The organism is Dehalococcoidia bacterium (assembly GCA_021295915.1).
Taxonomy (GTDB): domain Bacteria; phylum Chloroflexota; class Dehalococcoidia; order Lucifugimonadales; family UBA1123; genus VXRN01.
Genome location: JAGWBK010000013.1, coordinates 1 through 25156, shown reverse-complemented (window position 1 = coordinate 25156; position 25156 = coordinate 1). Strand labels below are relative to the sequence as shown.

General features: G+C 60.6%; 20 protein-coding genes. 6 read left to right on the top strand and 14 right to left on the bottom strand.

The features are described from left to right. Positions 1 to 8: 8 nt before the first annotated feature. From J4G14_05650 to J4G14_05640, 3 genes are all read right to left on the bottom strand, one after another. Entirely contained in the window at positions 9 to 1127 is a 1119-nt protein-coding gene (locus tag J4G14_05650; GenBank protein MCE2457283.1) for an aryl-sulfate sulfotransferase, read from the bottom strand. A 268-nt stretch (positions 1128 to 1395) separates the two neighbouring features. Next, on the bottom strand, positions 1396 to 2118 hold the full coding sequence (locus J4G14_05645; GenBank protein MCE2457282.1) for a sulfurtransferase: 723 nt from the start codon (positions 2116 to 2118) through the stop codon (positions 1396 to 1398). Positions 2119 to 2149: 31 nt separating this feature from the next. Then, positions 2150 to 2485 (bottom strand): hypothetical protein, encoded by a 336-nt coding sequence (locus J4G14_05640; protein MCE2457281.1) that lies wholly within the window; start codon positions 2483 to 2485, stop codon positions 2150 to 2152. 651 nt (positions 2486 to 3136) lie between these two features. Here J4G14_05640 and J4G14_05635 point away from each other — a divergent pair. Continuing rightward, entirely contained in the window at positions 3137 to 4501 is a 1365-nt protein-coding gene (locus J4G14_05635) for a DEAD/DEAH box helicase (GenBank protein ID MCE2457280.1), read from the top strand. Here the strand turns inward: J4G14_05635 and J4G14_05630 are convergent. Together J4G14_05630 and J4G14_05625 are read right to left on the bottom strand one after the other, a co-directional pair. Further along, a complete protein-coding gene (locus J4G14_05630) occupies positions 4498 to 4893 on the bottom strand; it encodes a RidA family protein (protein ID MCE2457279.1) in 396 nt (131 codons plus the stop codon). The two genes, J4G14_05635 and J4G14_05630, sit on opposite strands and share 4 nt — an antisense overlap. A gap of 17 nt (positions 4894 to 4910) precedes the next feature. Next, entirely contained in the window at positions 4911 to 6044 is a 1134-nt protein-coding gene (locus J4G14_05625; GenBank protein MCE2457278.1) for an LLM class flavin-dependent oxidoreductase, read from the bottom strand. 261 nt (positions 6045 to 6305) lie between these two features. Between J4G14_05625 and J4G14_05620 the strand changes: the two genes are divergently transcribed. After that, complete coding sequence (locus J4G14_05620; GenBank protein MCE2457277.1) at positions 6306 to 7517, top strand: MFS transporter; 1212 nt, start codon at positions 6306 to 6308, stop codon at positions 7515 to 7517. Positions 7518 to 7988: 471 nt separating this feature from the next. Here J4G14_05620 and J4G14_05615 read toward each other — a convergent pair whose 3' ends face one another. From J4G14_05615 to J4G14_05605, 3 genes are read right to left on the bottom strand one after another with little or no spacing between them, the layout of a single operon-like run. After that, positions 7989 to 8477, bottom strand: coding sequence for a DinB family protein (locus tag J4G14_05615; protein MCE2457276.1), 489 nt, complete (start codon positions 8475 to 8477; stop codon positions 7989 to 7991). A gap of 24 nt (positions 8478 to 8501) precedes the next feature. Further along, positions 8502 to 8891: a type II toxin-antitoxin system VapC family toxin gene (locus J4G14_05610; protein MCE2457275.1), complete on the bottom strand. Its 390-nt coding sequence runs from the start codon at positions 8889 to 8891 to the stop codon at positions 8502 to 8504. Next, entirely contained in the window at positions 8888 to 9733 is an 846-nt protein-coding gene (locus J4G14_05605) for a hypothetical protein (GenBank protein ID MCE2457274.1), read from the bottom strand. Before J4G14_05605 ends, J4G14_05610 begins: the two co-directional genes overlap by 4 nt. Positions 9734 to 10013: 280 nt before the next feature. Here J4G14_05605 and J4G14_05600 point away from each other — a divergent pair, with 280 nt between their 5' ends. Then, complete coding sequence (locus J4G14_05600; protein MCE2457273.1) at positions 10014 to 13205, top strand: glycosyl hydrolase; 3192 nt, start codon at positions 10014 to 10016, stop codon at positions 13203 to 13205. Between the two features lie 44 nt (positions 13206 to 13249). Here J4G14_05600 and J4G14_05595 read toward each other — a convergent pair whose 3' ends face one another. Then, a complete protein-coding gene (locus tag J4G14_05595; protein MCE2457272.1) occupies positions 13250 to 13519 on the bottom strand; it encodes a type II toxin-antitoxin system YafQ family toxin in 270 nt (89 codons plus the stop codon). A 3-nt stretch (positions 13520 to 13522) separates the two neighbouring features. Then, positions 13523 to 13780: a type II toxin-antitoxin system RelB/DinJ family antitoxin gene (locus tag J4G14_05590; GenBank protein ID MCE2457271.1), complete on the bottom strand. Its 258-nt coding sequence runs from the start codon at positions 13778 to 13780 to the stop codon at positions 13523 to 13525. 226 nt (positions 13781 to 14006) lie between these two features. Here J4G14_05590 and J4G14_05585 point away from each other — a divergent pair, with 226 nt between their 5' ends. Continuing rightward, positions 14007 to 15200: a YcaQ family DNA glycosylase gene (locus J4G14_05585; protein ID MCE2457270.1), complete on the top strand. Its 1194-nt coding sequence runs from the start codon at positions 14007 to 14009 to the stop codon at positions 15198 to 15200. A 60-nt stretch (positions 15201 to 15260) separates the two neighbouring features. Here the strand turns inward: J4G14_05585 and J4G14_05580 are convergent, their stop codons facing one another. Next, the gene (locus J4G14_05580; GenBank protein ID MCE2457269.1) at positions 15261 to 15854 is read right to left on the bottom strand and encodes a sulfite oxidase-like oxidoreductase; all 594 of its coding nucleotides are present in this window, start codon (positions 15852 to 15854) and stop codon (positions 15261 to 15263) included. Positions 15855 to 16074: 220 nt separating this feature from the next. Here J4G14_05580 and J4G14_05575 point away from each other — a divergent pair, with 220 nt between their 5' ends. Further along, on the top strand, positions 16075 to 18360 hold the full coding sequence (locus J4G14_05575; protein ID MCE2457268.1) for a CoA transferase: 2286 nt from the start codon (positions 16075 to 16077) through the stop codon (positions 18358 to 18360). Further along, positions 18357 to 21269, top strand: a complete 2913-nt coding sequence (locus J4G14_05570) for a glycosyltransferase family 39 protein (protein MCE2457267.1) — start codon at positions 18357 to 18359, stop codon at positions 21267 to 21269. The genes J4G14_05575 and J4G14_05570 overlap by 4 nt, the downstream gene beginning before the upstream one ends. Positions 21270 to 21584: 315 nt before the next feature. Here the strand turns inward: J4G14_05570 and J4G14_05565 are convergent, their stop codons facing one another. The 3 genes from J4G14_05565 to J4G14_05555 all read right to left on the bottom strand — a co-directional run bounded on the left by J4G14_05565 (position 21585) and on the right by J4G14_05555 (position 25000). Then, positions 21585 to 21965, bottom strand: coding sequence for a cupin domain-containing protein (locus tag J4G14_05565; protein MCE2457266.1), 381 nt, complete (start codon positions 21963 to 21965; stop codon positions 21585 to 21587). Between the two features lie 223 nt (positions 21966 to 22188). Continuing rightward, positions 22189 to 23520 (bottom strand): MFS transporter, encoded by a 1332-nt coding sequence (locus J4G14_05560; protein ID MCE2457265.1) that lies wholly within the window; start codon positions 23518 to 23520, stop codon positions 22189 to 22191. 190 nt (positions 23521 to 23710) lie between these two features. Next, positions 23711 to 25000, bottom strand: a complete 1290-nt coding sequence (locus tag J4G14_05555; protein MCE2457264.1) for a hypothetical protein — start codon at positions 24998 to 25000, stop codon at positions 23711 to 23713. Positions 25001 to 25156: the final 156 nt, after the last annotated feature.

Here is a 25156-nt window from a genome sequence, read left to right as displayed (position 1 = left end):
GCAGACCCCTACCTCACTCCCAGTACCCGGTTGAGGTTGGCGTAGCGGGCGGGGTCGAGGTCGCGGCCGGTGAAGCCGGAGAACTCGGGGGCGTAGCGGTGTGCCCTGAAGATCGCGTTGCTCAGGTTGCGGCCGCTTCTGTCGGGTGCGAAGAACGGGTTGATGAACTCCCACACGATCTCGCCGTGGTGCGTGACCTCGAACAGCCGACCGTGGGCACCCTCGCAAATGAGCGTGTTGCCGTTTGGGAGCCTGTCGGCGCCGCTGATGTACGAGCTGAAGAATGATACGGCCGGGTTGCCCTCGTAGGTCCACTCGATCTCGTTCGTGTCAGGGTTGACCTCGATCACGCGCGACGCCGCCCTGTTCCTGGAGTGCGAGCCGTTGTCGAAGATCAGGATGTTGCCGGACTCCAACTCGGTGGCGTGGTGCTGGTGGCTAACCTCGCCTGCGCCCCACTCCCAGGTGATCTCACCCGTCTCTCGCGACACCCGAACGACGCTGCTTGTGCTTCTGAAGCTAAGCAGGAAGTCGCCAGACCTGGTCACGTGGATCGAGTTGGCGTGGGTCCACTCGCGCCTGCCTTCCAGCGGACAGATCACCTGGCTCTCGATCGACAGGTTCTCCCACACGCGCCACTCGTTGACGGCCTCACCGTCCATGTTGACCTCGCGGACCGCGTCGCCCAGCATGAATACAGGGTCTTCAGGCGTCCTGTATCCGCCCCGGACTCGCGTGGACAGATCGGCGGGCATCTCCTCCCACAGCAGGTAGTACGTGCTGCCGGTGAGCGACCTCTCGTAGTCGTGGTGCATGTAGGGATCGCGGTATTCCCAGACCTTCACGCCGTCCCAGTCGAGCTCGACAATCGAGCCGCCAGAGCCGCCGAGCCCGCGTGTCGGCTCGAAATCCGGCGGCGGGGGAGTACGCCCCAGCAGGTTGCCGTTCGGAAGCAGCACCGCGTAGGTCAGGCCCTCGTGGTACTCCCACCTGTGGCACACTCGACCGTCCATGTCGAGCAGCGCGACGAACTTGCCCGCGTTTGAGAACACGAGCGTGTAGCCCTTGTACGAGAACATCGGCGAGTGGTGGATCAGGCCCACCGGATGGTGAATTGACCAGCCCATCTATTTGTGAATGGTGAATGTTGAATGGTGAATTAGCAATGTGGAGGAGTTAAGACCTTTCTCAACGAACTCACGACAGTGTCTGAGGTGTGTTCAGCTATCCTCTAATGGAGCGCACTTCTCCATTCCCTATTCTCAATTCCTAATTCTCCAGAGGCGTGCCCTCACGGTTCGCCCACTCGCCCATGGAGGCGTCGTAGTTGCGCGTCCTGTCGAAGCCGAGGAGCCTCAGGGTAAACACACCGTGCGCCGCACGGATGCCGCCCTGTCAATAGGTGACGACGTTCTTGTCGGGCGTGACTCCTATCGCATCGAGCATGGATCTCAGCTCGGACGCGGGCTTGAACATGCGGTGGCGGTCGTCGGTGAGAAGGTTCAGCCACTCCAGGTGAATGGCGCCCGGTATCCGACCTGCTCGTGCGTTGCCCCTGTCGTTTGAGCCGTCCCACTCACCGTCGGATCTCACGTCCCAGAACACCGTGTCGTCGTTGCCGACCTGCCCGACGCCGTAGTCGAGCGTGCAGACCAGCGAGTCGTCGGTCTTCGGGGTGAACGTGACCTCTCCGACGTCCGGAGGCCGGTCTACCGAGGTTGGGTGACCTTCGTCGAACCACTTCTTCCAGCCGCCGTTGAGCACCTTCACGTTGGTGTGCCCATAGTAGTTGAGCACCCACCAGAAGCGCGCCGAGTTCAGGCTGCCTGAGTTGTCGTACGCGACGACGAGAGTGTCGTCGCCGATGCCCATGCTCTCCATCAGTTCCTTCATCACGTCCGGCTCGGCGACCAGAGGGTACTCTTTCGGCGCCGACGGATAGTCCGGGTGCTTGATGTAGTGGTGCACGCGGATGCCGACAGCGTTCTTGATGTGCGCCCGCAGGTACGGGTCGAACGGATCGCAGTCCACCACGCGGACGTTGGGGTCGTCTATATGCTCAGCAAGCCACTCCGTGGTCGCCAGCAACTCTGGTCTGGCGTAGCCCTGGTCACTCATATATCAGTCTCCTGGGATTGCTTTAGTTTGGTCAGTTCTCAGCGGTCTTGTGCTTAGTTGCCGAGCCTTCAGTTGCCAGCAGCTCTGTTACGTTCCAAAGTGCTTCAGCCGCCTCGCCGCAGTGCCCGCCGACGTGCTCAAACAGGTCTCTGAGATCGGTGATGAGTTCGATCAGACCTGCCTCATCGTCAGTCGACAGCTTTCTCTGCTGCTCTGGCAGTGGCCCTGTGAGCCGATCGGCAGTTGCCTGAAGCTCTTCAATTGCCGCGTGAACTATCACCAGTGCCTCAGTACCCTCCCTACCCGTTAGAGATGGACGCAGGGCAGCTATGTCCATGGGTCTGAGTGATTCCGGCTTCAGGCTCATTGCAAATCTCCCTCCAAGATATGCCTGTCGGAGACAACTGTGTGTTACAGGTACGGAATCTGCGCTCCAGACATAGCTTCTTCAAGGATACGCAACTCGGCGTTTAGACGGTCAAGTTCACGTACATAGTATCTCACCAGGCCGAGAGTGTACGGACTGGGTTCCGCTTCAGCGTTGAGTTGGGCTTCACTGAGCTTCAATAGATGTATGGAGATCGTTCGTGTCTTTGAACGATACGCCTTGAGAATAAATGTTGGCCCACTTACGAGAAGGTTTCGCACATGAGAGTCGATGAACCTATGGTGTCGTTGTGGGTGTGAAGACCGAATCGTCGCAACGACTTCATCAACGTTGTATCCGAACCGATTCACGCCCGCATTGTACCAGCTATGTCTACAGACTACTGAGGGTGCCTTGTAGACGCCTGAGCCAGGGCACATACAGTTATTGCGGAGAAGAATTGTCAGATAAGGGTGCTATCGGAAACTGGAATCTTAGAAGGGTTGTCTGTTAGACTAATTGGGCATAGTGGACCGGGTCTCCCGGGATCCAGCGGCATCTGTCCATCAGACATTTCCCCCTTTCTCACCTCCCCAGGCCCCTGCCACGCTGCTATTTCACGCCAATCAACGTAAGGAAGACACTTCTCGTATGCTCACTGCACCTTCACCTACTCGCCGTCGACGCTCCAGTATCAGGCAGCGTCACGACATCGTCTGCGCAGACTGCCGCAAGTCTGACACCGTTCCGTTCCGTCCCGCTCCCGACCGTCCTGTGTACTGCCGCGACTGCTTCAAGAACCAGCGGGACGACATCACACCCGCAGAGCGAAAGACCGAATCCGCTTCCAGCGCTGCGAGCCACGTGTTCCCGCAGATCTCGATGAGCGACGCCACCAGGTCGGCGATTGCCGCCATGGATATATCTGAACCTACCTCGATTCAGGCCAGGACCATCCCGCAGCTTCTTGAGGGACGCGACCTGATCGGTCAGGCGCGCACCGGCTCGGGCAAAACGCTGGCCTTCTCCATACCGATGGTGGAGCAGTGCGATCGTTCATACCGGAAGATCCAGGGCCTCGTGCTAGTGCCCACCAGGGAGCTGGCAATCCAGGTCGCGGGTGTAATGGAAGCGCTGGCTTCTCCGCACCGGCTGCGGGTAACGCTGCTGTACGGCGGGAGGTCTCTCAAGCCTGAGTACTCGGCCCTGGGGAGAGGCCCGCACATCGTGGTTGGCACTCCCGGGCGTACCCTTGACCACCTGAAGCAGGGGACTCTCAACCTGAATTCCGTGAGGATGCTCGTCCTGGACGAGGCCGATGAGATGCTCGACAGGGGCTTCGCACACGACGTCGAGGCCATCCTGAGGGGCACACCCTCCGAGCGTCAGACAGCGCTCTTCTCGGCAACCATGCCAGAGTGGGTGGCAAAGACTGCCAAGAAGCACCTAAGCAGCCCCGTCACAGTGGAGGTGGACGCCAATCTAAAGGCGGCGCCGACCGTGAATCACCTGGTCTACTCGATCCGGCGAGAGAACAAGATGGACGCCCTCAGGACACTGCTCGACGAACATGACGATGGTCCCGTTATCGTGTTTGGCCGCACAAAGCGCGGCGTCAAGAAGCTTGCGAGACAGCTTGAAACGTCCGGCTACAGCGTGGGCGCCCTCCAGGGGAACATGAGCCAGAACGCGCGTGAACGGGTGATGAAAGATTTCCGATCAGGTGATACTTCCGTGCTGGTGGCGACAAATGTCGCAGCCCGCGGCCTCGACATCGAGGGCATCGGACGCGTCATCAACTTCGACTTGCCTGACTCGGAGCTGCTCTTCGCGCACAGGATAGGTCGTACGGGCCGCATGGGGCGCACCGGCGAGGCGATAACATTCGTCACCGCCGACGAGGAAAAGAAGTGGGACGAGATCGAGCGCGGGCTTAACAGACCACTCGACCTCAAGCCCTGGAACTCATTCCGGCGGAAAGGCAGGGAGCGCCAGGCTTCCTTCGGCCGCCGCTAGTCTCCACCCAGTGCGGCAATGGCCGTGAGCTCGACGTCCAGTCCGGGATCCGCAAGGGCTGTTATCTCCACGTAGGCGTTGGTGGGCCAGTTGCCCTTGAAGTAGTGCTCCCAGACCTCAAGCTGAGCGCCTTCGATGGGCCACATCTGCGTCATGTCGGTCGTGTAGGTCGTCATGGACACGATGTTGGCGGCAGTCCCGCCCTCAGCTTCGACGATTCGCACGATGCGGTCGAGCGTCACCCGCAGTTGCTCCACCATCGGGCCGCCCTCGGCATCTGAGTTCCTCGCCGTGCAGCCGGAGACGTACAGCGTGTCGCCCGCTCGAATGGCGCGTACATAGGTCGGGCCTGCCGGGTAGATGTCCTCGTGGTTGTTCCTCGTGATCTTCACTAGATGATCTCCGTTCTTCAGTCGTCGCCCGTGAACTTCGGCATCACCTTCGTGGCAAATGTCTCCAGGTTCTTCAGCGTCTTGTTCAGCGGGATGCCCATGTGCGTGAACTCGACCAGCAGGTACTCGAGGTTGCACACCTCCTGAAGCTCCTGGATTCTCTCCACCACGTTCTCGGGGGAGCCTACTAGCAGAGTGCGAGGCTCCAGGAAGTCCCAGTCCAGCTTCACGTCGTCGTCCAGTACCTCGTCAGGGTTTGTGAACACCTGCCGGCCCCTGAAAGGATCGTTGAAGATGAACGCGGACATGATTCCCTGTTCAGCATCACGCCGCGCCTCCTCCATCGATGAGGCGACATACGTGGAGCGCATGACTGCCTGGTCTTCTCCCAGGGCGAACGGCCTGCCCTCGCGCTCCGTCCTGATACGGGCGTAGAGTTCCATTCGCTGCCTGATCCTGAGAGGGGGAGGCTGCCAGTAGCACGCCTTCAGGCCAAGCTCGGCAGCGGACGAAACAGATCGGTCCGTGGAGACGGTCATCCACAGCGGAGGGTGCGGCTTCTGGTATGGCCTCGGAGTCACCCGGAGCTTCCTTACCACATCGCCATCCTGCCAGTCAGGATTGGACGGATAACTCGGATGTGAGAACACGGTGCCCTCGGCAGGGAAGCTGAAGTTAGTCCCGCTGTACGAGAAGTACTCGTTGGCCCATATCTCCCTGACGATCTCGATTATCTCCTGGAACAGCTCCCTGTTCTCGGCGTCCCTGCGTGGGTCGGCGTTGGGATGAAACTGCGGGCCCTCATACGGCCAGATGCCTCTTCCGAAGCCGACCTCAACTCGTCCCCCAGTCATGTTGTCCAAGATCGCGAGGTCCTCGGCAAGCCGGATCGGATGCCACCACGGTGCGATGTTGGCCATCTGCCCGATGCGTATCCTGGACGTTCGGGCTGCAAGGTCGGCTCCGAGCAGGATCGGATTGGGAATGTCGCCGACGCCATACGGCCCGAAGTGGTGTTCCCCGAGCCACATGGCCTCGAATCCGAGCTCCTCGGCCAGGATGGTCTGCTGCCTGAGGTTATCGATGTGTTCCGCGGCGCTCGTTGCCTCCCCCGCAGATCCCGCCACGGTCGTGAAAGCTGCGAACCTCATGCCTGGCCCCTTTCTCTGACTTCAGCATAACTCCGGTAAAGGTCGAGTTGTCGAAATCAAGACCATTCACCCTCACCCCGAGGGAGAGGGGGTAAAGGTCTCAGGGGTAGCAGCGCTTTGCGCCTCCGAATGGGCCGTGTTACGCTTGCGCGCCACCATACTACAGGGAGCCGCGTCATGCGATCAGGTGGGAATCGGGGTCTAGTCCAGACCGTGCTGGGTGCTGTATCGCCATCAGGCTGAACCATGCACGGCCATGACATGACAGGTTCACGCGACGACCAGGCCCCGGAGTCTGGCAGGCGGATCATAGTTCCGGGCGTGGCTGTGGGCCACTCCATGTTTCACTGGATCCTGCAAAGCTTTGTGGTCGCCCTGCCGGAGATTCAGCAGGCGTTTGGTCTCAGCAGCGTGGGCGTGGGCGGAATCCTGTCCGCCCGAGAGTTCGCCTCAGGACTGGTCGCGCTTCCCGGCGGCGTGCTGGTCGACATCTTTCGCAAGTACTGGGGTCCACTGCTGGCGCTCTGCCTTGTCGCCTGCTCAGTCGGGTGCTTCATCATAGGCGTTTCCCCTGTGTACCCGCTGCTGCTGATCGGAATGGCAACCGTCGCGATTTCGCACTCGATCTGGCACCTGCTCGCGGCGGCATCCCTGTCGCACCATTTTCCTCAGCGGCGCGGGACGGTGCTGTCCTTCCACGGAGTTGGTGGCAGCGTGGGCGACGTTGCAGGCCCGCTGGTCACTGGAGCGCTGCTGGCGTTCCTCACGTGGCGAGATATTCTCAGCGTGTACGCGGTGGTGCCGCTCTTCATGGGCGCGATGGCCATCTGGGCGCTCCGAAACATCGGCAACATGGAGGAGGGCGAAGCCGTTGCGGGCTCGCAGCGAATCGAGGCCACAAGACTCCTCCTGAGGAGTCCTGTCCTATGGGGGCTCACCGTGGTGAGAGGCTTCAGAGGGATGGCGCTGGTCGCACTGCTGACGATACTCTCGCTGTACCTCGACAACGATCTCCAGATGAGCACCACGTTCAGGGGCTTCCACATAGGGCTGCTCATCGCCGTCGGGCTGATAGCCAAGCCGGTCGCGGGCATGCTTTCAGACCGCTTTGGCCGCAAGCAGGTACTCGCGCCGGGCCTCGCGTGGTCGTGCCTTATCGCGCTCGCGCTCCTGGCATTCGACACCGGCGTCATGCTCACCGTCACGATAGGGCTGCTGGGGCTGTTCCTCTACCCGGACCAGCCAATCCTGACCGCAGCGGTGTTCGACGAACTCGGTGACGAAGTGGCGTCCACCGGCCTGGGGATTGTGACCTTCGCCGCATTCCTGATGGCGATGTTTTCTCCGCTAATTGCCGGGGGATTGTACGAGACGTTCGGCTTTCAGGCGGTCGTCTACTATATCGCCGCACTCTTCGCCGGGGCTGCGGTGGTTGTCTCGGTGCTTCCGTTGAGGAAGACTACATCGCCGTGAGGCTCGAGATGTTGGGACAGCGCCTCTGTAACTACGGCGGTCATTGACTTGCGTTCATGGATGGCTTCCTGCTCTACCTTATCGTAGGTGGCTTCGTCCATCCGTAGTTGCAAAACTTTCATTGTCTACTCCTGATACGCTCCCTGTTTCTAACGGTAGTCAGTTATCTGACTCCGCCGGAGGCGCCAGCAGCAGCACTTTGCCCCAATTCCTTTCCGCTGCACGTTAGCGCTCGTATCCCGATGTCCCAGGATTGATCAGACTCGTCCAGAGACCTGGCAGACTCCAAGCTGTGAGCGCCGGCCGTGCCGGACACACAAGCTGTGGTCAGATCAGTCTCTCCTGCCGCGAGTCCTCTCCCGGAATGTCGGGGTCTCCACTAAAGCCATGCAAGGTTACGGCATGGCAGGCGACGCTGTCATAGCGACAAAATGGCACGCAATTGATGGATTTTTGGAAGGAAAGAGGGGACTAGCTGAGAGCGTCGGCCTTCCACGCCTTGAGGTTGTCCCTCATGAACTCGAGGTGCTCGGGGACGTGTCTCTCGTAGGTGTCGAGCCAGTCGTCGAGGGTGGTCTCGCCGTTTTCGGGATGGAACGACGAGTTCGCCCAGGTGGACTCGGGCAGCGTCTTGATCAGCGTGTAGCTCTTCTGCCGCAGCCACTTGAACAGCGCGAGTGAGTCCTCGACGCTCTGCTCATGATAGTCCAGTTCTGATGCCCACACGTTCTCGTCGTAGGCCATTAGCGACTCGCCCTGCTCGGCGATGAGCCTGCGGCAGCGGATGTAGCTGTTGGCCTCGGAGTCGGTGATGTGGACGACGTGCTCGTGGATGCTCCAGCAGCCGTGCTCGTCCCTGAGCTGCCTCATCTCCTTCGGAAACTCCTTCAGCGTCTCCAAGAGCAGGTCGTGCGCGCTGCCGTAGGACTCTATTCTCTGAAGGCGCTCCTGTGGTGTCATCGGTGCAAGTTCTCCAATTTGTGGCTAAATCGTCTGAACGTGAGCGTAACCGGCAATCTTGTCGTCGGAAGTCACCAGTGGACACTCATGTATTCTTGCTGTGGCGACGATGATCTGATCTGAGGGGTCACGGTGAAACCGGCCGGGCAAGTTGGTTGACTCGATCGCGACTTCAGGAGTTAGTGGCAGTAACGACACACCAGGATATCCCAGTGCCAACCGGAACCACTCGGACAGTCCGACAGGCAGGTCCAGGCGTCCGTATTCGCAGAGCTTGGCGACCTCCCAACAGGATATGGCGCTGACGCCTATTAGGTCGTCCTCGCTCTCCGTGATCCCCTGGCGCTGGGTCTCGCTCAACCGATCGGGGTCGACTGTCCACCACACCCATGCATGAGTGTCGAGAAGGATCATTCCGGGGTCTCCCAGTCGTCCTGGGCCACCGGCTCAAGTGGCAGGTTGTAGCGGTAGGGCCTTCCTCTCAGGGGGTAGCGATCGTCTTCACGCCTGATCTGTCTGACGGCCCACCTCGGTTCAGGTTCCAGGGTAAAGTCCTGATCGTACTTCAGTATGTAGATACTCGGTTGCGGACCGTCGACATTCACCACCCGGTACATCGTCGCTTCGCCGCTCTCCAAGGCGTCGTGTGAATTCTGGCTGGACACTTTCAGTTGAGACCACGCAAGGTCCCTTGATGCGGTGCCTTTCACCTCGATTCGCTGCTCATCCTGTCCATGTACCGAGAGCCGCAGGTCAGCGCCATCATGGTCCTCTTCGATCTCTACGTCATTGCCGTACTTGTCTCTGATGTACTTCTCGACGATGTACAGCGCCTTATGCTCCGTACTCAGCTCCGCTATCTCCTGAAGTTCTAGATCGTCGAGCGTAATGGTTTCTGCGACATCCCGCCCATTTGTTGATGCTTGCTTTTCACTCCGTCCGGGTGTTTCTGACCGCGTGAGAATCCGAGGTCGGGTTGGCCTTGCTGGATTAATTTGCCCAGCGGTGCGACGAACTTGCGCCCTGAGTTCCGCAGCGCGCATCTTTGCCATCTCTCTCTGCGCGTTCTGCTGCTCGGCGTCATCGTCAGGGTCAACGATCAACTCGAACTTGCCACGTCCCACGCGCCACGCCTTGGGTTCTATACCACGCTTGATAAAGTCCCCTATCCCATTGCCTTCACGTGAAATGCTGCCATTGTATGGAAGGACGCTAACGGTATTGGGGGAGAATCGCCCGGCTGGTGGGGTGAGCACATCAATGAGTTCTCTTGTCCTCCAGACGCGGGGTATCTGCCCCCCTGATCGTGCATCATGGATGCACTCCCAGAAAGTCCGGTCTTCGTTCACTTTGGCACTCCCGTTTCTTATTACTGTTATTTATTCATGTTATTAATATGCTGTCAAGTCTTGAGAGATCTCCGCAATTCCTCGTCCGCTGCTGATGAAGCAGTCTTGTCGTGACGACGCCCCATGACGATATAGCACCGTCCAGATATAATGCGCCCCAACTCATCGCTCACGTAGAGGTACCACCATGACCACTCAACCTGCCGGCAACGCCATTGATCCCAAGATGCTGAACGCCCTGGAGTGGCGATGCATCGGCCCGCCGCGCGGCGGACGTGTCGTTGCCGTTGCAGGCGATCCCGTTGACCAGGGAACGTTCTACTTCGGCGCATGTGCGGGTGGGGTATGGAAGACCTACGATGGCGGCACCTATTGGGAGAACGTCTCCGACGGCTTCTTCAACACGGCGTCGGTTGGCGCGATCGCTGTTTCGGACTCCGACCCTTCGGTCGTGTACGCAGGCATGGGCGAGGCGTGCATACGACTCGACGTCTGCCACGGCGACGGCGTGTACAGGTCTAACGACGGCGGACGCTCATGGGAGCATCTCGGACTCGAGGACACCCGCCACATCGCGCGGGTCAGGATTCATCCGACCAACCCCGACATCGTATACGTCGGCGCGCTCGGCCACGCCTTCGGGCCGAACCTGCAACGCGGCGTATTCAAGTCAACAGACGGCGGCAAGAACTGGAAGCACGTGCTGTTCAAGAGCGAGAACGCGGGCGCGGCTGACCTCACGATAGACCCGAACAACCCACGAGTGCTGTTCGCCTCCATCTGGCAGGTCCGTCGAAACTTCTGGAACCTCACCAGCGGCGGCCCGGACAGCGGGCTGTGGCGCTCGATGGATGGCGGCGAGACGTGGGAGGACGTGTCGAGCAACAAGGGACTTCCCGAGGGGCCTTATGGACGCATCGGCGTCTCGATCAGCCCGTCGAAGCCAGGTCGCGTCTACGCGACAGTCGAGGCCGGCGAACCCGGTGTGTTCAGGTCCGACGACTACGGCGACACCTGGGAGCTCGTATCCGACAACCGCGATCTCCAGGGCAGGCCCTGGTACTATCAGCACATCTTCGCCGACCCGCAGGACGCTGACACTGCCTGGGTGCTCAACTACTCGGCGTACAAGTCGATAGACGCCGGCAAGACGTGGGAGGAGGTCAACACTCCCCACGGCGACAACCATGACCTCTGGATAGACCCCCGCAATCCACAGCGCATGATCGAGGGCAACGACGGCGGAGCGTGCGTCAGCTACAACGGCGGCGAGACGTTCTCGACCATCTACAACCAGCTCACCGCGCAGTTCTACCACGTCACGACCGATACGCAGTTCCCTTATCGGGTGTATGGCACCCAGCAGGACAACAGCGCGATAAGCGTGCCCTCCCGCACTCACAAGGGCGGCATCCCGTGGGGAGACTGCTACACGGTCGGCAGCTCCGAGAGCGGCTACATCGTGGTCGATCCCAATGATCCGAATATCGTCATCTCCGGCGCGATTGGTTCATCTCCCGGCGGCGGCGGCAACATGCTGCGCTACGACCACTCGACTGGACAGGTGCGCATCATCACTGTCTGGCCTGAAATGAACACGGGCTACGGTCCCATCGACGCTAAGTATCGATTCCAGTGGACGTACCCGATCCAGTTCTCTCCTCACGACCCTGGTGTGCTGTACGCAGCGGGCAACGTGGTGTTCAGGTCCACCGATCAGGGAAGCAGCTGGGAGCCGATCAGCCCTGACCTCACGCGTAACGACCCGGACAAGCTCCAGCCCTCGGGCGGCGACATAACCGGCGATGCCTCTGGCGCAGAGACCTACTGCACCGTGTTCTCGTTCGTCGAGTCGCCCCACGAGAAGGGCGTCTTCTGGGCTGGCTCGGACGATGGACTCGTCCATATATCCAGGGACAGCGGACAGACGTGGGACAACGTCACACCTCCCGAACTCGTAGAGTGGACGCGCATCGACATGATCGAGGTATCGCCTCACGATCCAGCGATGGCGTACATGTCCGGCACGCGTTACAAGTTCGACGACAACCGGCCATTCCTGTTCAAGACTTCCGACTACGGACAGACGTGGTCGTCCATCACGAGCAACCTGCCAGATGACGACTTCACCCGCTGCATCCGCGAGGACACCGAGCGCCAGGGGATGCTCTACGCCGGCACTGAGACCAACGCGTACATCTCCTACGACGACGGCGGCACATGGCACTCGATGCGCGGCAACCTGCCCGTGGTGCCCGTGTATGACCTAAACGCCAGGAACGGCGACCTCGTGGCCGCCACGCACGGTCGTAGCTTCTGGATCCTGGACGACCTTGAACATCTCAGACAGGTATCCGGCGAGTTCGCAGACGAGGACGCCCACCTGCTCACGCCTCCGACCAAGATTCGCATGGCTGCTCCGTTCAGGGGCCGCGGCGGAAGTCGTGCCAAGAACTATCAGCTAGCGCTCGGCGCGGCGGTCGCCTTCATCGATAACAAGGACGAACTGGGTAGGATCGACCGCCAATTCCTCGACGCCGGCAACAACCCGCCCGCGGGTGTACGTGTCTGGTACTGGCTTAACGAGGCTCCTGAAGACGAGGTCACGCTGACTTTCCTCGACGCCGACGGCGAGGAGATCAGGAGCTACACGAGTGCAGAGAAGAAGTCCGACGATGACGACGATGGCCCGGACATGCCTCGCGTGCCTGCTGAGGCTGGCATGAACCGATTCGACTGGGGTATGCGCTACCCCGGCGCAAGCACCGTGCCGGGCGACAAGACCACCGAGGGTGTGGGCCGTGGGCCTATGGCTCCTCCCGGTTCGTACCAGGTACGTCTCACCGTCGGCGAGCAGTCGCAGAACGTGAGCTTCAATCTGGTGAAGGACCCTCGCGTGGATGCCACGCAGGAGGACTTTGACGCCCAGTTCGAGCTTGCGATCAATCTGCGCGACAAGATCTCCGAGACGCACGACAACATCAACAGGCTGCGCAGCGCGCGCTCCCAGGTCGAGGAGTGGGCCAAGCGCGCCAGGGGCACCGCCGCAGAGCATGCAGTCTCTGACGGTGCAGAGTCGGTGACCTCCAAGTTGAACGAGATAGAGACTGCGCTGATCCAGACCGGATACAAGGGGGCGCGAGACAGGCTCCACATGCCGGTTCGCTGGAACGCCAAGCTCGCCGGACTGATGCCAGTCGTCACCTCGGGGGACTACCGGCCTCCTAAGCAGGCATACGATGTCTTCGCCGAGTTCTCAGAGGTACTCGACGGCTACGGTGCATCGCTCCAACAAGTCCTCGACGAGGACCTGGACGAGTTCCAGAACCTCCTCGCCGAGCTGGAGGTGCCGCTAATCGCCCCGACTTCTGAGACGTAAATTCACAGCCGAATAAGACACTTGTGACGAGCCCGAAGACCGCATCAGCCAAACAGATCGGAGTGGCTTCCAGTCCGCACCAGGATCAGAACATCGTCATCGGTTGAGTCCCAGATAAGCAGCCAGTCAGGCTCTATGTGGCACTCCCAGCAATGAGACCAGGCTCCCGACAGGCGGTGCGGCCTGTTCCGGCTACTGAGAGAACGTCCTTCTAAGAGTTGCTCGACGATGGACCAAAGTTTGTCGAGGTCTTTGCCGCGTCTTCTGGCGCGGCGAAGATCCCTCTCGAACCGTGAAGTTGTGGATAGCCTCATGGGTTAGTCGATACTGGCCTTGAGCTCATCCAGACTGCCGTACTCGGTCAGACCATCCCTGTTTCTAGCCTGCTCCAGCGCCTCTACGGTTTCCTCGTTGGGTATCCTGACTGCAAAGGGCAGACCCTGGTGCAGTGTCACCTGTTTGTAAAAGAGTGTTATGGCCTCTGTCGTTGATAACCCGAGAGTCGAGAAGAGGTCCTCGGCTTCTCGTTTCAACTCTGGCTCGACGCGGGCGCGTATCATTTCGGTCTTAGCCATTTGATACCTCCACCATATGTACAGTAATTGTATCACGAACGGGATACATGCGAATTCAGGGCCGTAAGAGTAAGGCTAGAGCAGATCTCCGAGGCTGTGTTAGAAATACTTGGCACAGGTGCTGACTCTCAGCCAATTCTTAGGGGAGCGGAACTCCTTGACTCAAGCTTATTCACTTGCTGCCGTTCGGGCCCTTGCTCTGCATACTCAGGGGCTCTCGGAACCTATGCGCCGCGGTAGTCGGCCCGGTATCGATGATGTGTACTCGACTGTTGAGCGCGTTGGCTGGGTGCAGATCGACACGCTCCAGGTGGTCAGGCGCGCACAGTACCTGACTTTGTGGAGCAGACTCGGTACTTACGACCCTGACCATCTGGACAGCTTGTTGTTCGACGACGGCAACACGTCACCCGACAATAGCCGCCGCCTCTTCGAGTACTGGACTCACGCCGCGTGTATCATCCCGCTGACACAGTACCGCTACATGCTGCCGACGATGCGGCAACGTTCGGTGGGACGAGGCGGTTGGCACCGGAAGTGGGCGGCAGAGCCTGGGAATCAGAAATTCGTGAAGTCTGTCCTGGAGCGGGTCCGAACCGAAGGCGCGTCCCGTCCGGCCGACTTCCGTACTGAGAAGAGGGCCCCCGGATCGTGGTGGAACTGGGACCACTCCAAGATCGCGCTCGAATACCTGTATGACATTGGCGAGCTTGCGATCTCAAACCGGGTCAACTTCCAGAGACACTATGATGTCCGAGACCGTGTGCTGCCGGAGTGGGTTGATCGTACCGAGCCGACCGAACACGAGGCGCTGTCCCACCTGCTTGAGATCTCGATGAAGGCGTTCGGCGTCTGCGCCCCTGTACAGGTCGGCGACTACTTCCACATGAAGCGGACAGTGTCGAAGCCGATCGTCGAGTCACTCATCGCGGATGGCGTGTTCGTCCCGATCAGGGCAACGCTTACCGATAGGCAGGAGCATGACCTGCTCGTACACCGCGACAACCTGCACCTGCTCGAAAAGGCTGCGGACGACGAACTCAATCCGAGACGCACCACGTTCCTCAACCCGTTCGACAGTCTCTTCTGGGCGAAGGGACGGGACGTGAGTTTCTGGAAGTTCGAGCAGGTGCTTGAGTGCTACAAGCGCGAGCCTGACCGGCTCTGGGGATACTTCTGCCTGCCGATTCTGGACCGTGACAGGGTGGTGGGACGCTTCGATCCAAAGCTAGAACGCAGCACAGGAGTCCTGCGACTGAAGAAGCTACATCTGGAACCCGGGGTCAGACCCAGCAACCGGCTTGCGTCGTCGTTTGCGCGCGCCATGCGTGACTTCATGCGCTTCCATGACGCCACCGACCTCGTGATCGAGCACAGTAACCCGGGTCCCTTCGGGGAAATGGTGAATAGAGAATTGTGAGTGGCGAGAGCTAATGAATCCCTAAGCCAATTCGCAATTCCAGATTCAACATTCACAATTCTAGTAGGTCAGGCTGCTCCAGAAGCGCTCTTCCTTCCAGGGGTCGCCCTCCATGTGGTAGCCGCGCATCTCCCAGAAGCCGGGCTCGTCCTCGGCCATGAACTCGATGCCGTTGACCCACTTCGCGCTCTTCCAGCCGTACCGCTTGGGAACGACGAGCCGCATGGGGCCGCCGTGCTCCGGAGTCAGCGGGGCGCCGTCGTGTGAGTGCGCGAACATCACGTCGTCGTCGACAAGAACGTCGAGCGCGACGTTCGTCGAGTAGCCGCCGTAGCCCGGCTTGGGCGTGACGAGCTTCATGACGTCGGTGAACAGGATGCCCTGCCAGGTGTTCTGGAGCTTGCTCCACTGGGTTACGCAGTGGAACTCGGCGTCGAGCGTTATCTGCGGGAGGTCGTTGAACTGTTTCCAGTCCAGCGTGATCTCCTCGTCGACCAGACCGGAGATCTTGAACTGCCAGTCATCGAGATTGATTCGAGGTGTCGGGCCGAATGTCAGCACTGGGAATCTGTCGGTGACGAACTGACCGGGAGGCGCATCGGGCTGCACACGGTCCGGGTTGAGTCTTGTAATACGTCCGAGCTTGTTGAGCATGTCTAACTCCAGGTAGGGACAAAATGGGACTAAGTAATTCTACATCAACTGCGCAGTGCAGGTGTCAGCGGCCGCTTCCACACTTACAACTATTCAGATGCGTTTCTGCCCAGTCCAGATTCACTATTTCCAGAGAGCGTGATAGTTGTCTTATCCTTGACACCTTGCAGCGGCCTCAACACAATAGCGGTCACTGTGATTTCTGATAGGACTTTCCTCCATGCCTGAAACTCCGTCTGCCCTCGACGGCATCACGGTCGTAGACCTGTCGACCGGGCTGGCCGGTGGGCTCGCTTCGATGTTCCTGGCTGACAACGGCGCTCGCGTCGTGCGCATTGCTTTCTACGACGAAGACGTGGTGCGTATGCCCGGCATCTTCGCCGTGTACGACCGGGGCAAGGAGGTGCTCAGGCTCGACCCGGACGCGTCGCCAGAGGCCGTTGGGGAACTGTGTGCGGATGCGGACATCGTGCTCGACGACTTCGCTCCGGGCTCGTCTCTGAGAGCCCAGCTCGGAATCGACGGTCTCAGGTCTGACAACGAGCGGCTCATACACTGCTCGATTACCGCATACGGCTCGGACGGTCCCCTGAAGGACGAGCCTGCCGACCACGACCTCGTGGCAGCCCGGACGGGTGTTCTTGCAAGCCAGCCCTCGTACCGTGGCGGACCGATTCACGTGGTCCATCCGATCGCGTACGTAGGGGCTGGAATGCTCGCTGCGTTGGGAATATGCGCCGCGATCTACCGCCGCGAGAAGACGGGCATCGGCTCGCGAGTGGAGACCTCGCTGATGGCGGGTGCGCTGCTGTACACGCCCAAGGCAGTGAGTGACGCGATTCCCACGCGGAACGCGCTCCCGTCTCCACAGGGCGGCGGACCGTTCTACAGCGTGTTCGAGTGCGCTGACGGTGAGTGGCTCCAGATCGGCTGCATCCATTCCGGTTTCGTAGACCTCGCCTCAGTGGTGATCGGCGTCGCCGACGTCATCGCGATGAATCCAGAGTTTGGCGACGGCCGCTGGCCAGCTACTGAGGACGCTCGCAGGCGGCTCTTCGACATAGTCGCCGACAGGATCCGTACCCGTCCCTCGGACGAGTGGATAGAAGAGCTGTGGGCTGCCGACGTCCCGTGCGACCTCGTAAGAAGCGCGCAGGAAGCGATGTCAGACCCCCAGATCATCCACGATGGCCTCGTTCAGCAGTTGGACGACCCTGTGCTTGGTGACACCGCGATGATGGGGTTGCCCATCAAGTTGGCCGCGACCCCGGGACAGGTACGTGGTCCACGCGTGGGCGGGTTACAAACCCGCCCCTACCGGGAACACGAGAACCGCTCCCAGTCCCGTCATTCCCGGGAAAGCGGGAACCCAGGGGTAGAGGAGGGTGAATCCAGCCTCCCGCTCTCTGGCGTCCGCATCATGGAGATGACCAACGTGATTGCCGGGCCGGTTGCGGGGCGGCTTCTCGCTGACCTCGACGCTGAGATGGTCAAGTTCGAGTCGCTGGACGGCGACATCTCCAGACCAGCCGGGGGCGCGGGCTTCATCTCGTACAACACGAACAAGATATCGGTCTCGGTCAACACGCGCACCGACGAGGGCAAGGAGGTTGCCCGGCGTCTAGCGGCCACCTCTGACGCCATTCTCGCCAACATGAGGCCCGGCGCGACAGACCGCATGGGACTGGACAGCGAGACGCTCAACGAACTCAACCCCGGACTAATCCAATCGCACGTCACTGCTTACGGATGGGACGGACCGTACTCGCACCGTCCCGGAGTCGACCCGATCGCGCAGGCGATCACAGGACTCCAGCACGCCCAGGGCGGGTACGATAACCCTCCGGTGTACCTGGGTGTGCTCGCCCCGTGCGACTACACAGGTGGCGCGCTGGGGGCGTTGGGCACGGTCCTCGGCCTGGTGGCGCGGGAACGACTTGGGACTGCCCAGCGGGTCAACACCAGCTTGCTGGCTGCCGGATCTCTCATGTGCATGGATGGCTTCATGCGGTACGAGGACATGACGCCCAGGCCGCTGCCGGACAGCGACCAGTACGGGGTCAGCCCACTTCGCCGAGTGTACAGCGCATCGGACGGCTGGATTGCGGTAGCTGCCGATTCACCTGTAACCGGACTGACTTGGCTATCGAGCTCGGAACAGGCCGAGCGTGCCATCGCTGACATGACGGTCAGTGAAGTCCTGAATACGCTCCGACAGCACGGCGTCCCATGTGCTCCGGTGGTCGAAAACTACGTCAACGGGTTCTTCGATGATCCGCAGACGCAGTCAAATCGAATGGCGACCGTACTGGACCACCCCTCGCTGGGACCGGTGAAGATGAGCGGCAACCTCGTGGCCTTTGACGGTTCCACCACGTTGCCGACTCGACCGACACCGCTTCTCGGCCAGCACACCAGGGAAGTGCTGGATGAACTCGGATACACCCCGGACCAGATTGACGAGTTGTACGAACTCGGTGTGGTGAAGACCGAAGCTCCGGCATGAGCGCCCCGGATAACCCTCCCGACTCTTCCGGCCCTGGGCCCAAACTCATTCGTGAACAGCTTGGTCGCGCTGCGGCTGTCAGGTTCACGCTCGTCGCGTCCGCCATCGTCCTGGCCATTCTGGCAGACCATTTCATACGCGCTGACGACATGAAGTGGGCCATTGCGCCGCTCGTCATCGCTGTAGTGTGCCTGGCGCTTGCGGACACACGGCGAGAACAGACAACGGACGAGCGAGCCGCCTCTACAGGTAGAGGGAGGTCTCAAACCTGCCCCTACTCCCGTAGGTTCCCAGCGGACCCCAACTCGCGTTTCGGAGTCGATCTGAACGAGAGAACGATCGGGGCCCTCGCCGCGCTCTGCTCCATCGTCCTGATGTTCGTCGCGCTCCGCAACTTCGGACACGACGAGCCCGAGAGCCTGACCCTCGCCTGGTACTCATTCGGAGCCGCAGTCGCTCTCACGCTGGCTGCCATTCCCGCCATGGACAATCGGTGGACCGCACTGATACTCAGGCTGAAGGCCGCGGGCGGACTGCATATCGGACTGCGTTCGACAGTGCCGTGGCTCGTCCTGTTGGCGATCCTCGTGCTGGCAGCAGGACTGCGGCTGTACAACCTCGATGACCTGCCCGCCGGGCTCTGGTTCGACGAGGCTGACAACCTGTTCCATGCCCGCGAGTACGCAGGTGACCCCGGGCAGATTCCGGTGTATGAACCCTCCACTAATCTTCCGACGATGTTCCTGATGCCTATCGCTGCCGTCGTCAAGCTCGCGGGCGTGGCAATCACCACGCCGAGACTCGTGGCCGCTGCGTTCGGGTTGCTGGGCATTGTCGCCACGTTCCTTTTCGTCCGTCATGTGCTCGGGGCGTCGGCTGCGCTGATTGCCGCATTCCTCGTGGCCGTCATGCGCTGGGACCTCAACTGGAGCCGCATCGGGATGCACGGCATCACCGGCGTGCTATTCGCGGCCCTTACCGGATGGCTGATGCTCCGTGCGATACGAACCGGGCGAACGTCGGACTTCGCATTCGCCGGTGCGTCCCTTGGTCTGGGTATGTGGTTCTACTCCCCTTTCAGGATGTTCCCGCTAGTGGTCGGGTTGATTCTTCTACTGCACCTGCTGGTGTCGCGCCCCAACTTCAGGGCGTACGCGGCAAATATAGCGACGATGGCGATTCTCACTCTGTTTGTGGCAGCGCCCGTCGCGCAGTACGCGATGGAGAATTCCGAGCAGTTCTTTGAGCGAACCGAGACGACCTCGCTGTTCAACCTGACTCCACGAGAGGACTGGGGGAGCAGGCTCCTCTCCAGCCTGGACATGCATGTGCTCATGTTCAACGTCGAGGGCGACCCCAACCCGCGACACAATCTGCCGAACGCGCCGATGCTCGACCGCATAACCGGCGCGCTGTTCGTTCTCGGCTTCTTCTTCGCGCTGATCCGGTGGCGGTCCGTCGCGCTGTTTATGCTGCCGTTCTGGGTGTTCTTCATGGTGCTCCCCGGCGTCCTCACCGTGCCGTGGGAGGCACCCCAGTCACTGAGGTCGATCCTGGTCATTCCGGCTGTTGCAGCGCTGGCCGCACTTGTCATCGATCTGCTGTGGCGAACGTGGAGAGACGTCCCGTGGAGTCTCGCGAGACGAATCGCGCTGCCAGCTATCCTCGCTCTCCTGGGGATTGTCGCGTACCTCAACGTCGACCTCTACTTTGGCGACCAGGCGAACGATCCCAGGGTGTACGCGGGGTTCTCGACCGACGAGACGCTGATGGCGCGTAGCCAGGTCGAGCGTCAACGGCTCGGCTACTCGCTGTGGGTGTCGAGACAGTTCCTGTTCGGCCTGACCAGCACGCTGCTCGCCAACCATCCAAGGGTCGAGGTGCTGAAGGCTCCCGAGACTCTGCCGCTCGTCTCGACGCTTGTCTGGAGAGGCGCAGCCGCCTACTTCGAACCGCGTGAGCGTGGCTTCTGGGAGGTGATGAAGGCCTACTACCCCGACGCCGAGTTCAACATCGTGACCGCGCCCGCTGGCGGCGACCCGATGTACTACACCGGCTTCGTCAGCCGTGAGGAGCTTGCCTCTCGGCAGGGTCTGGACGCGACGTACACTGTGAACAGGAACGAGGTCCCCGGAAGGCGAGACAGCGTTACGGACTCGACGTGGCACCCCGACGCCGGCCCAGAGCAGTTTCCGTACCGTGTCGCGCTCTCCGGCTCGCTGCATGTACCAGAATATGGCGAGTACGAGTTCATGCTCGACAGCTCCCACGCCGTCGTCGATCTGAACGGCCAGCGAGTCCTGGAATCAAACATGACGACCTCGCGAGTGACCCTCGCGTCCGGTCTGCACGAGTTATCCATCGTCGCCGACATCGAAGGCCCTGACGGTTCAATTCGGGTGCTATGGCAGAACGAGGACGGTGTCCGCGAACCCATCCCATTCAGCAGGCTGTACCGTGGCTCTGTCAGACCAGTGGGCCTCGCCGGACGCTTCTTCGAGGGCGAACGTACGTCAGGAGTCCCGGGCTCGATGCAGGTCACGCCCTCGATGGACCTCTTCCACTACAGCCCGGTCATTCCACACCCATACACAGCAGTCTGGGAGGGCTCTCTCCGGACCGACACGCTCGGTGCTCATCGGTTCAAAGTCAGCCGCACTCACAATGGGGAGATTTCCCTCTACGTCAACAACCGCCTCGTCGCCGAGGACCCTCCCGGCGACAACACGGCCACGACCGGCGAACTCAGACTCACCCCAGGACAGAACCGCCTACGCATCGAGTATAAATCTCCATCAGGTCCGACCCAGTTCGAAGTCCTCTGGGCCCTCGACTCAGGCACCTACAGGCCAATTCCGGTTGAGCTACTGACTCCTGCTCCTGAGCACATGATGCAGGTGGTGGAGTAGGTAAGCCTCGGTCATATTCGAAGTCTTCAAGGCTCCATTGTTTTCGTCATTCCCGCGAAAGCGGGAATCCACGAAGTGGCTCCTACCGAGAAATTCTAAGCGCCTCTCAATTTGCCAACAAATCTGTTGCCAGCGATATTGTTGGCGTGGCCAGTGTGGGTCACTGAGTCCTCCTCACCTTTACATGCTAGGCAATCGGAGTTGAGAATAAATGCCTAAGGTGATGCGGCCAGTTATACAAAAGAGCTAGCAGTCTGAGAACTGTTCGCTGAAGTCTTTTGAAATCCGGAGACCTGCTGAACTCTCAGGTAGCCCCTACCTATGCACCTCGGGCGGCTCTCCCTCTAGGAACTTGGTCCGTAGGAACGGGTCTTTGGCTGGGAACATTCCGATGATGGTGGCTGGGCCGTCGCCGATGGCGGTGAAACCGTGTGGGACGTTGGGGGGTACGACGATGGTGTGGTCTGCGCCTACCTCGTGGGTCTCGTCACCGTAGCGGACGCTGAGCGTACCGCTGAGGACTACGATCAGCTCATCGTCTTCGTGGGTGTGCAGCGGGGCTCCAGTGCCGACTCCGACCTCGCTTATCGCGGCGTCCGTCGAGGTCGTGCCGTCGCCCTCCTGCGTAATCGCCCACTTGCGGTAGTTTGGCCTCCAGGGCACCTCAGGAGCGTTGTTGTGGTCTACGATTGGCATTGTGTGTACCTCCTATTTGGTCCCCTCTGCCTCACGGCTCACAGGGGTAGGTATTCGTGCTTTTCACCCTCACCCCAACCCTCTCCCTGAGGGAGAGGGGGTCTGTTGGTTGGTGTTCGTGCTTGTTTGTACGCTTATACCTACCCTTGTTATCTCCTACTGGGGGAGGGTTGGGTGAGGGCGAACAACCCTCACTCCACTCCTGTCTGTTACTTGTGAAAACCTATGCCCGCGCGACGGCCCTCGCGGGTTGAGTGAGTCTTGGTCGCGTTGCCAGCAGGAACAGCACTCCGCCGACCATGTTTAGACTGGCGAGCACCGTGAACGCAATCGTGTACTCGCCTGTCACGTCGTACACCACTCCCGCGAAAACAGGCGCGGCGAGCAGCAGTATGTTCATTGGCACCTGGGATATGCCCATGATGACTCCGAACGACTTTCTTCCGAAGTACTCTCCGCGTATGGACACTGTCAGCGGGTTGCGTCCGCCGAAGCCGGCGCCGAACAGCAGCGCGAACCCGTATGCCACAGGCAGAGTCGCCGGCCCGAGTGTCAGCAGGAACACACCGGATGCCTGTATCCATGTGAACACAAACAGGGCGAGTCGCTTTGGCACCCTGTCACCGAAGTAGCCGCCGATTAGCTGAAAGACCATCGACACGACCGTGTACCCCGTAATGACGAACGACGCTGTCTGCAGGCTGTAGCCCCGGTCTACCATCATCGGCGCGAGGTGGGCCATCATTGCGATCAGCACCATGGACGTGCAGCCGTGTCCGACACTGATCAGCCAGAATGCTGGTGTTCGCACCGCCTGCTGCCATGTGAAGTCGATCTGCTCCGGCGCCCGCCTCGACACCGTCTCCGCAGGCCTGTCATCGGAAGACACGCTGTCTGACGGTTCACTGGCGGGCTCTTCAGGCTTGTCCCCGTCCGGCAGCAGTCCGTAGTCCTCCGGCCTGTTGCGGATAAGCAGCGAGAGCGGAAGGTTTACCACCAGGATCGCGATGCCGATGATCACGACGGTCAGCCGCCAGCCGAGCCTCTCAAACTCAGGATCGATTGCCCACGCGATGGCCGGGATCATGATCAGAGTGCCGACCCTGCTCGTCGAGTTCGAGAGTCCCATCGCCATCGCTCTGCGACGGTTGAACCAGTTGTTCAGCATCGCCATGAGCGGGAGCCAGCTTCCAAGTCCCTGGCCGAGCGCGATGAGCATATAGACCGCATAGAACGTGAGCGGCGGGATAATCGCCTGCGTGAAGTCCGGCAGCACGTGGAACGGCATATCCCTGAGGATAGGCACGTCCTTTGTGTCCTGGACAAGGCTGAACAGCAGCCAGCCGAAACCCATGATGGTCATGCCGATTATCACGAGCCGTTTGGTGCCCAGCCTGTCGGTCAGGTACCCCTCGACCGGGCCCAGGATTCCGCCCTCGACTCGCGTGAACGCGAACGCCAGCGATAGCTGCGTCCGGGTCCAGCCGAAGGAGTGCTCGAGCGCGACGAACCACAGGCCCATCGCGTGGAACATCGGGGTGGTCGAGATGACCATGACCGAGCCAGTGATGAAGACCAGCCACCAGCCATAGAAGACGCCGCCAACCTTGGCGCGGATCCAGCCGGATGGCGAGCCATACAGTGTGGCGAAGTCCTGGCCTTCCGGCGGCCCGTTAGAGGATGAGGGGGAACTGTCCTGAGAGTCGTCGCCGGAGGGTTCGGTTTGCGTGCTTCTGGAGTCCAGCCTAGCCCCCCAGGTCCATGCCCATGTCCACCGGGATGTCGCGCCGTTCTAGCGCCTTGTCGAGCTTCTCCCTGAACTCCATCCATACCGCCTCTCTGGCACCGGCGTCGCCGTTGACGTCCTGGATGCGCTCGCGGTACTCGTCCATCACCAGGTCTTCCGACCTGCCCATCGGCATGTCGAAGAAGCCCGGCTCGAACTTGGGAAGCTGCCCGGTCTTGAAGTAGCCCTTGTCCTCGAGGGTGTAGGCCTCAAGGTTCTCCGTCCCCTTGCCGAGGACCTCTGCGGTCTCGATGTAGTGGGACATCACCTGCGGCATCCCGTAGCGCTGGATGGGACACACCTTCATGCACACGCCGCAGCCGGAGTAGCTGGTCATAACCGGACGACATCGGCGGAAGTCCAGCTTGCTCTTCTCGACGCCTCGGTACCAGATCTTGTTCTGATTGATCGCGCGGCCAGGACAGCGCATGAAGCATATCTGGCATATCTCGCAGAACTTGGTGACTCCGTAGTCCACCGGCCTGTCGTGCGTGATGAGCGCATTGGTGGTGATGATTTGCAGTCTTGCCCGCGACCCGAAGTGCGGCGACAGCAACTGGCCGTTGATGCCCAACTGTCCCAATCCGGCCTTCACGAACAGCGGGATCATTGCGCCGAAGTGCCACGTCGGGCCCCACACTTGTGTTCGATAGCCGAGCGAGTGGATGAAGTCGACGAGCTCATTCGCCATCTCGGCCTGCCGCATGTGCGTGTCGCCGTGAGCTGACTCGGCCTCAAGGCTCGGCAGCGACTGAGTCGCGATGTAGTCCTGCTCGACGGCCAGGCAGATTGCGTTTCTCAGGTCTCCCTTGATGTACTGCCGCTTGCTCTTGTAGGCGAACCTGCGGTCGAAGTTGGTGAACCCGACCTCGCCGTAACCGAGTTCGCGAGCCTTGGCTCGTATGGCCTCTGTCACGTCCTTGCCGGTCGGCTCACCTGTGGGCTCCATGTCGCCCGTGGACTTCAGCCACTCGACGACAGGTCCGATCTCCTCCTGGTGCTGACGGTACAGGTCGGCCGTCTTGGGGGCGGCATCCTCGCGGACGTCCAGCGCCCACAGCGACGACGCACTGTGCTCGACGGCAACGCTCTCCAGCGGATACTCACGCGCGTAGTAGGTGACCTCGTTGTCACGGATCGGCGTACCCGGCACCGACTGCAGGTCTTTGGCTACCGGTATCTCCACCGGCGGGTCCTCGACACGCCTGCCCGGCCGATTCACTGTGTATCCGACTCTTCTCCTAGCCATCGTTCCCCCTTCAGCCCGCAGAATGCACAACTCGGAGTGTATTTTCTGCCCGAAGCTATGTCAACGAGAGGGGGGCGTTGTAACCGTCCCATAGGTGGTGAGATAGTTTGATGTGAAGTTTGCTGTGCGCAGGTTGGGCGTGTTCACGGACGGACC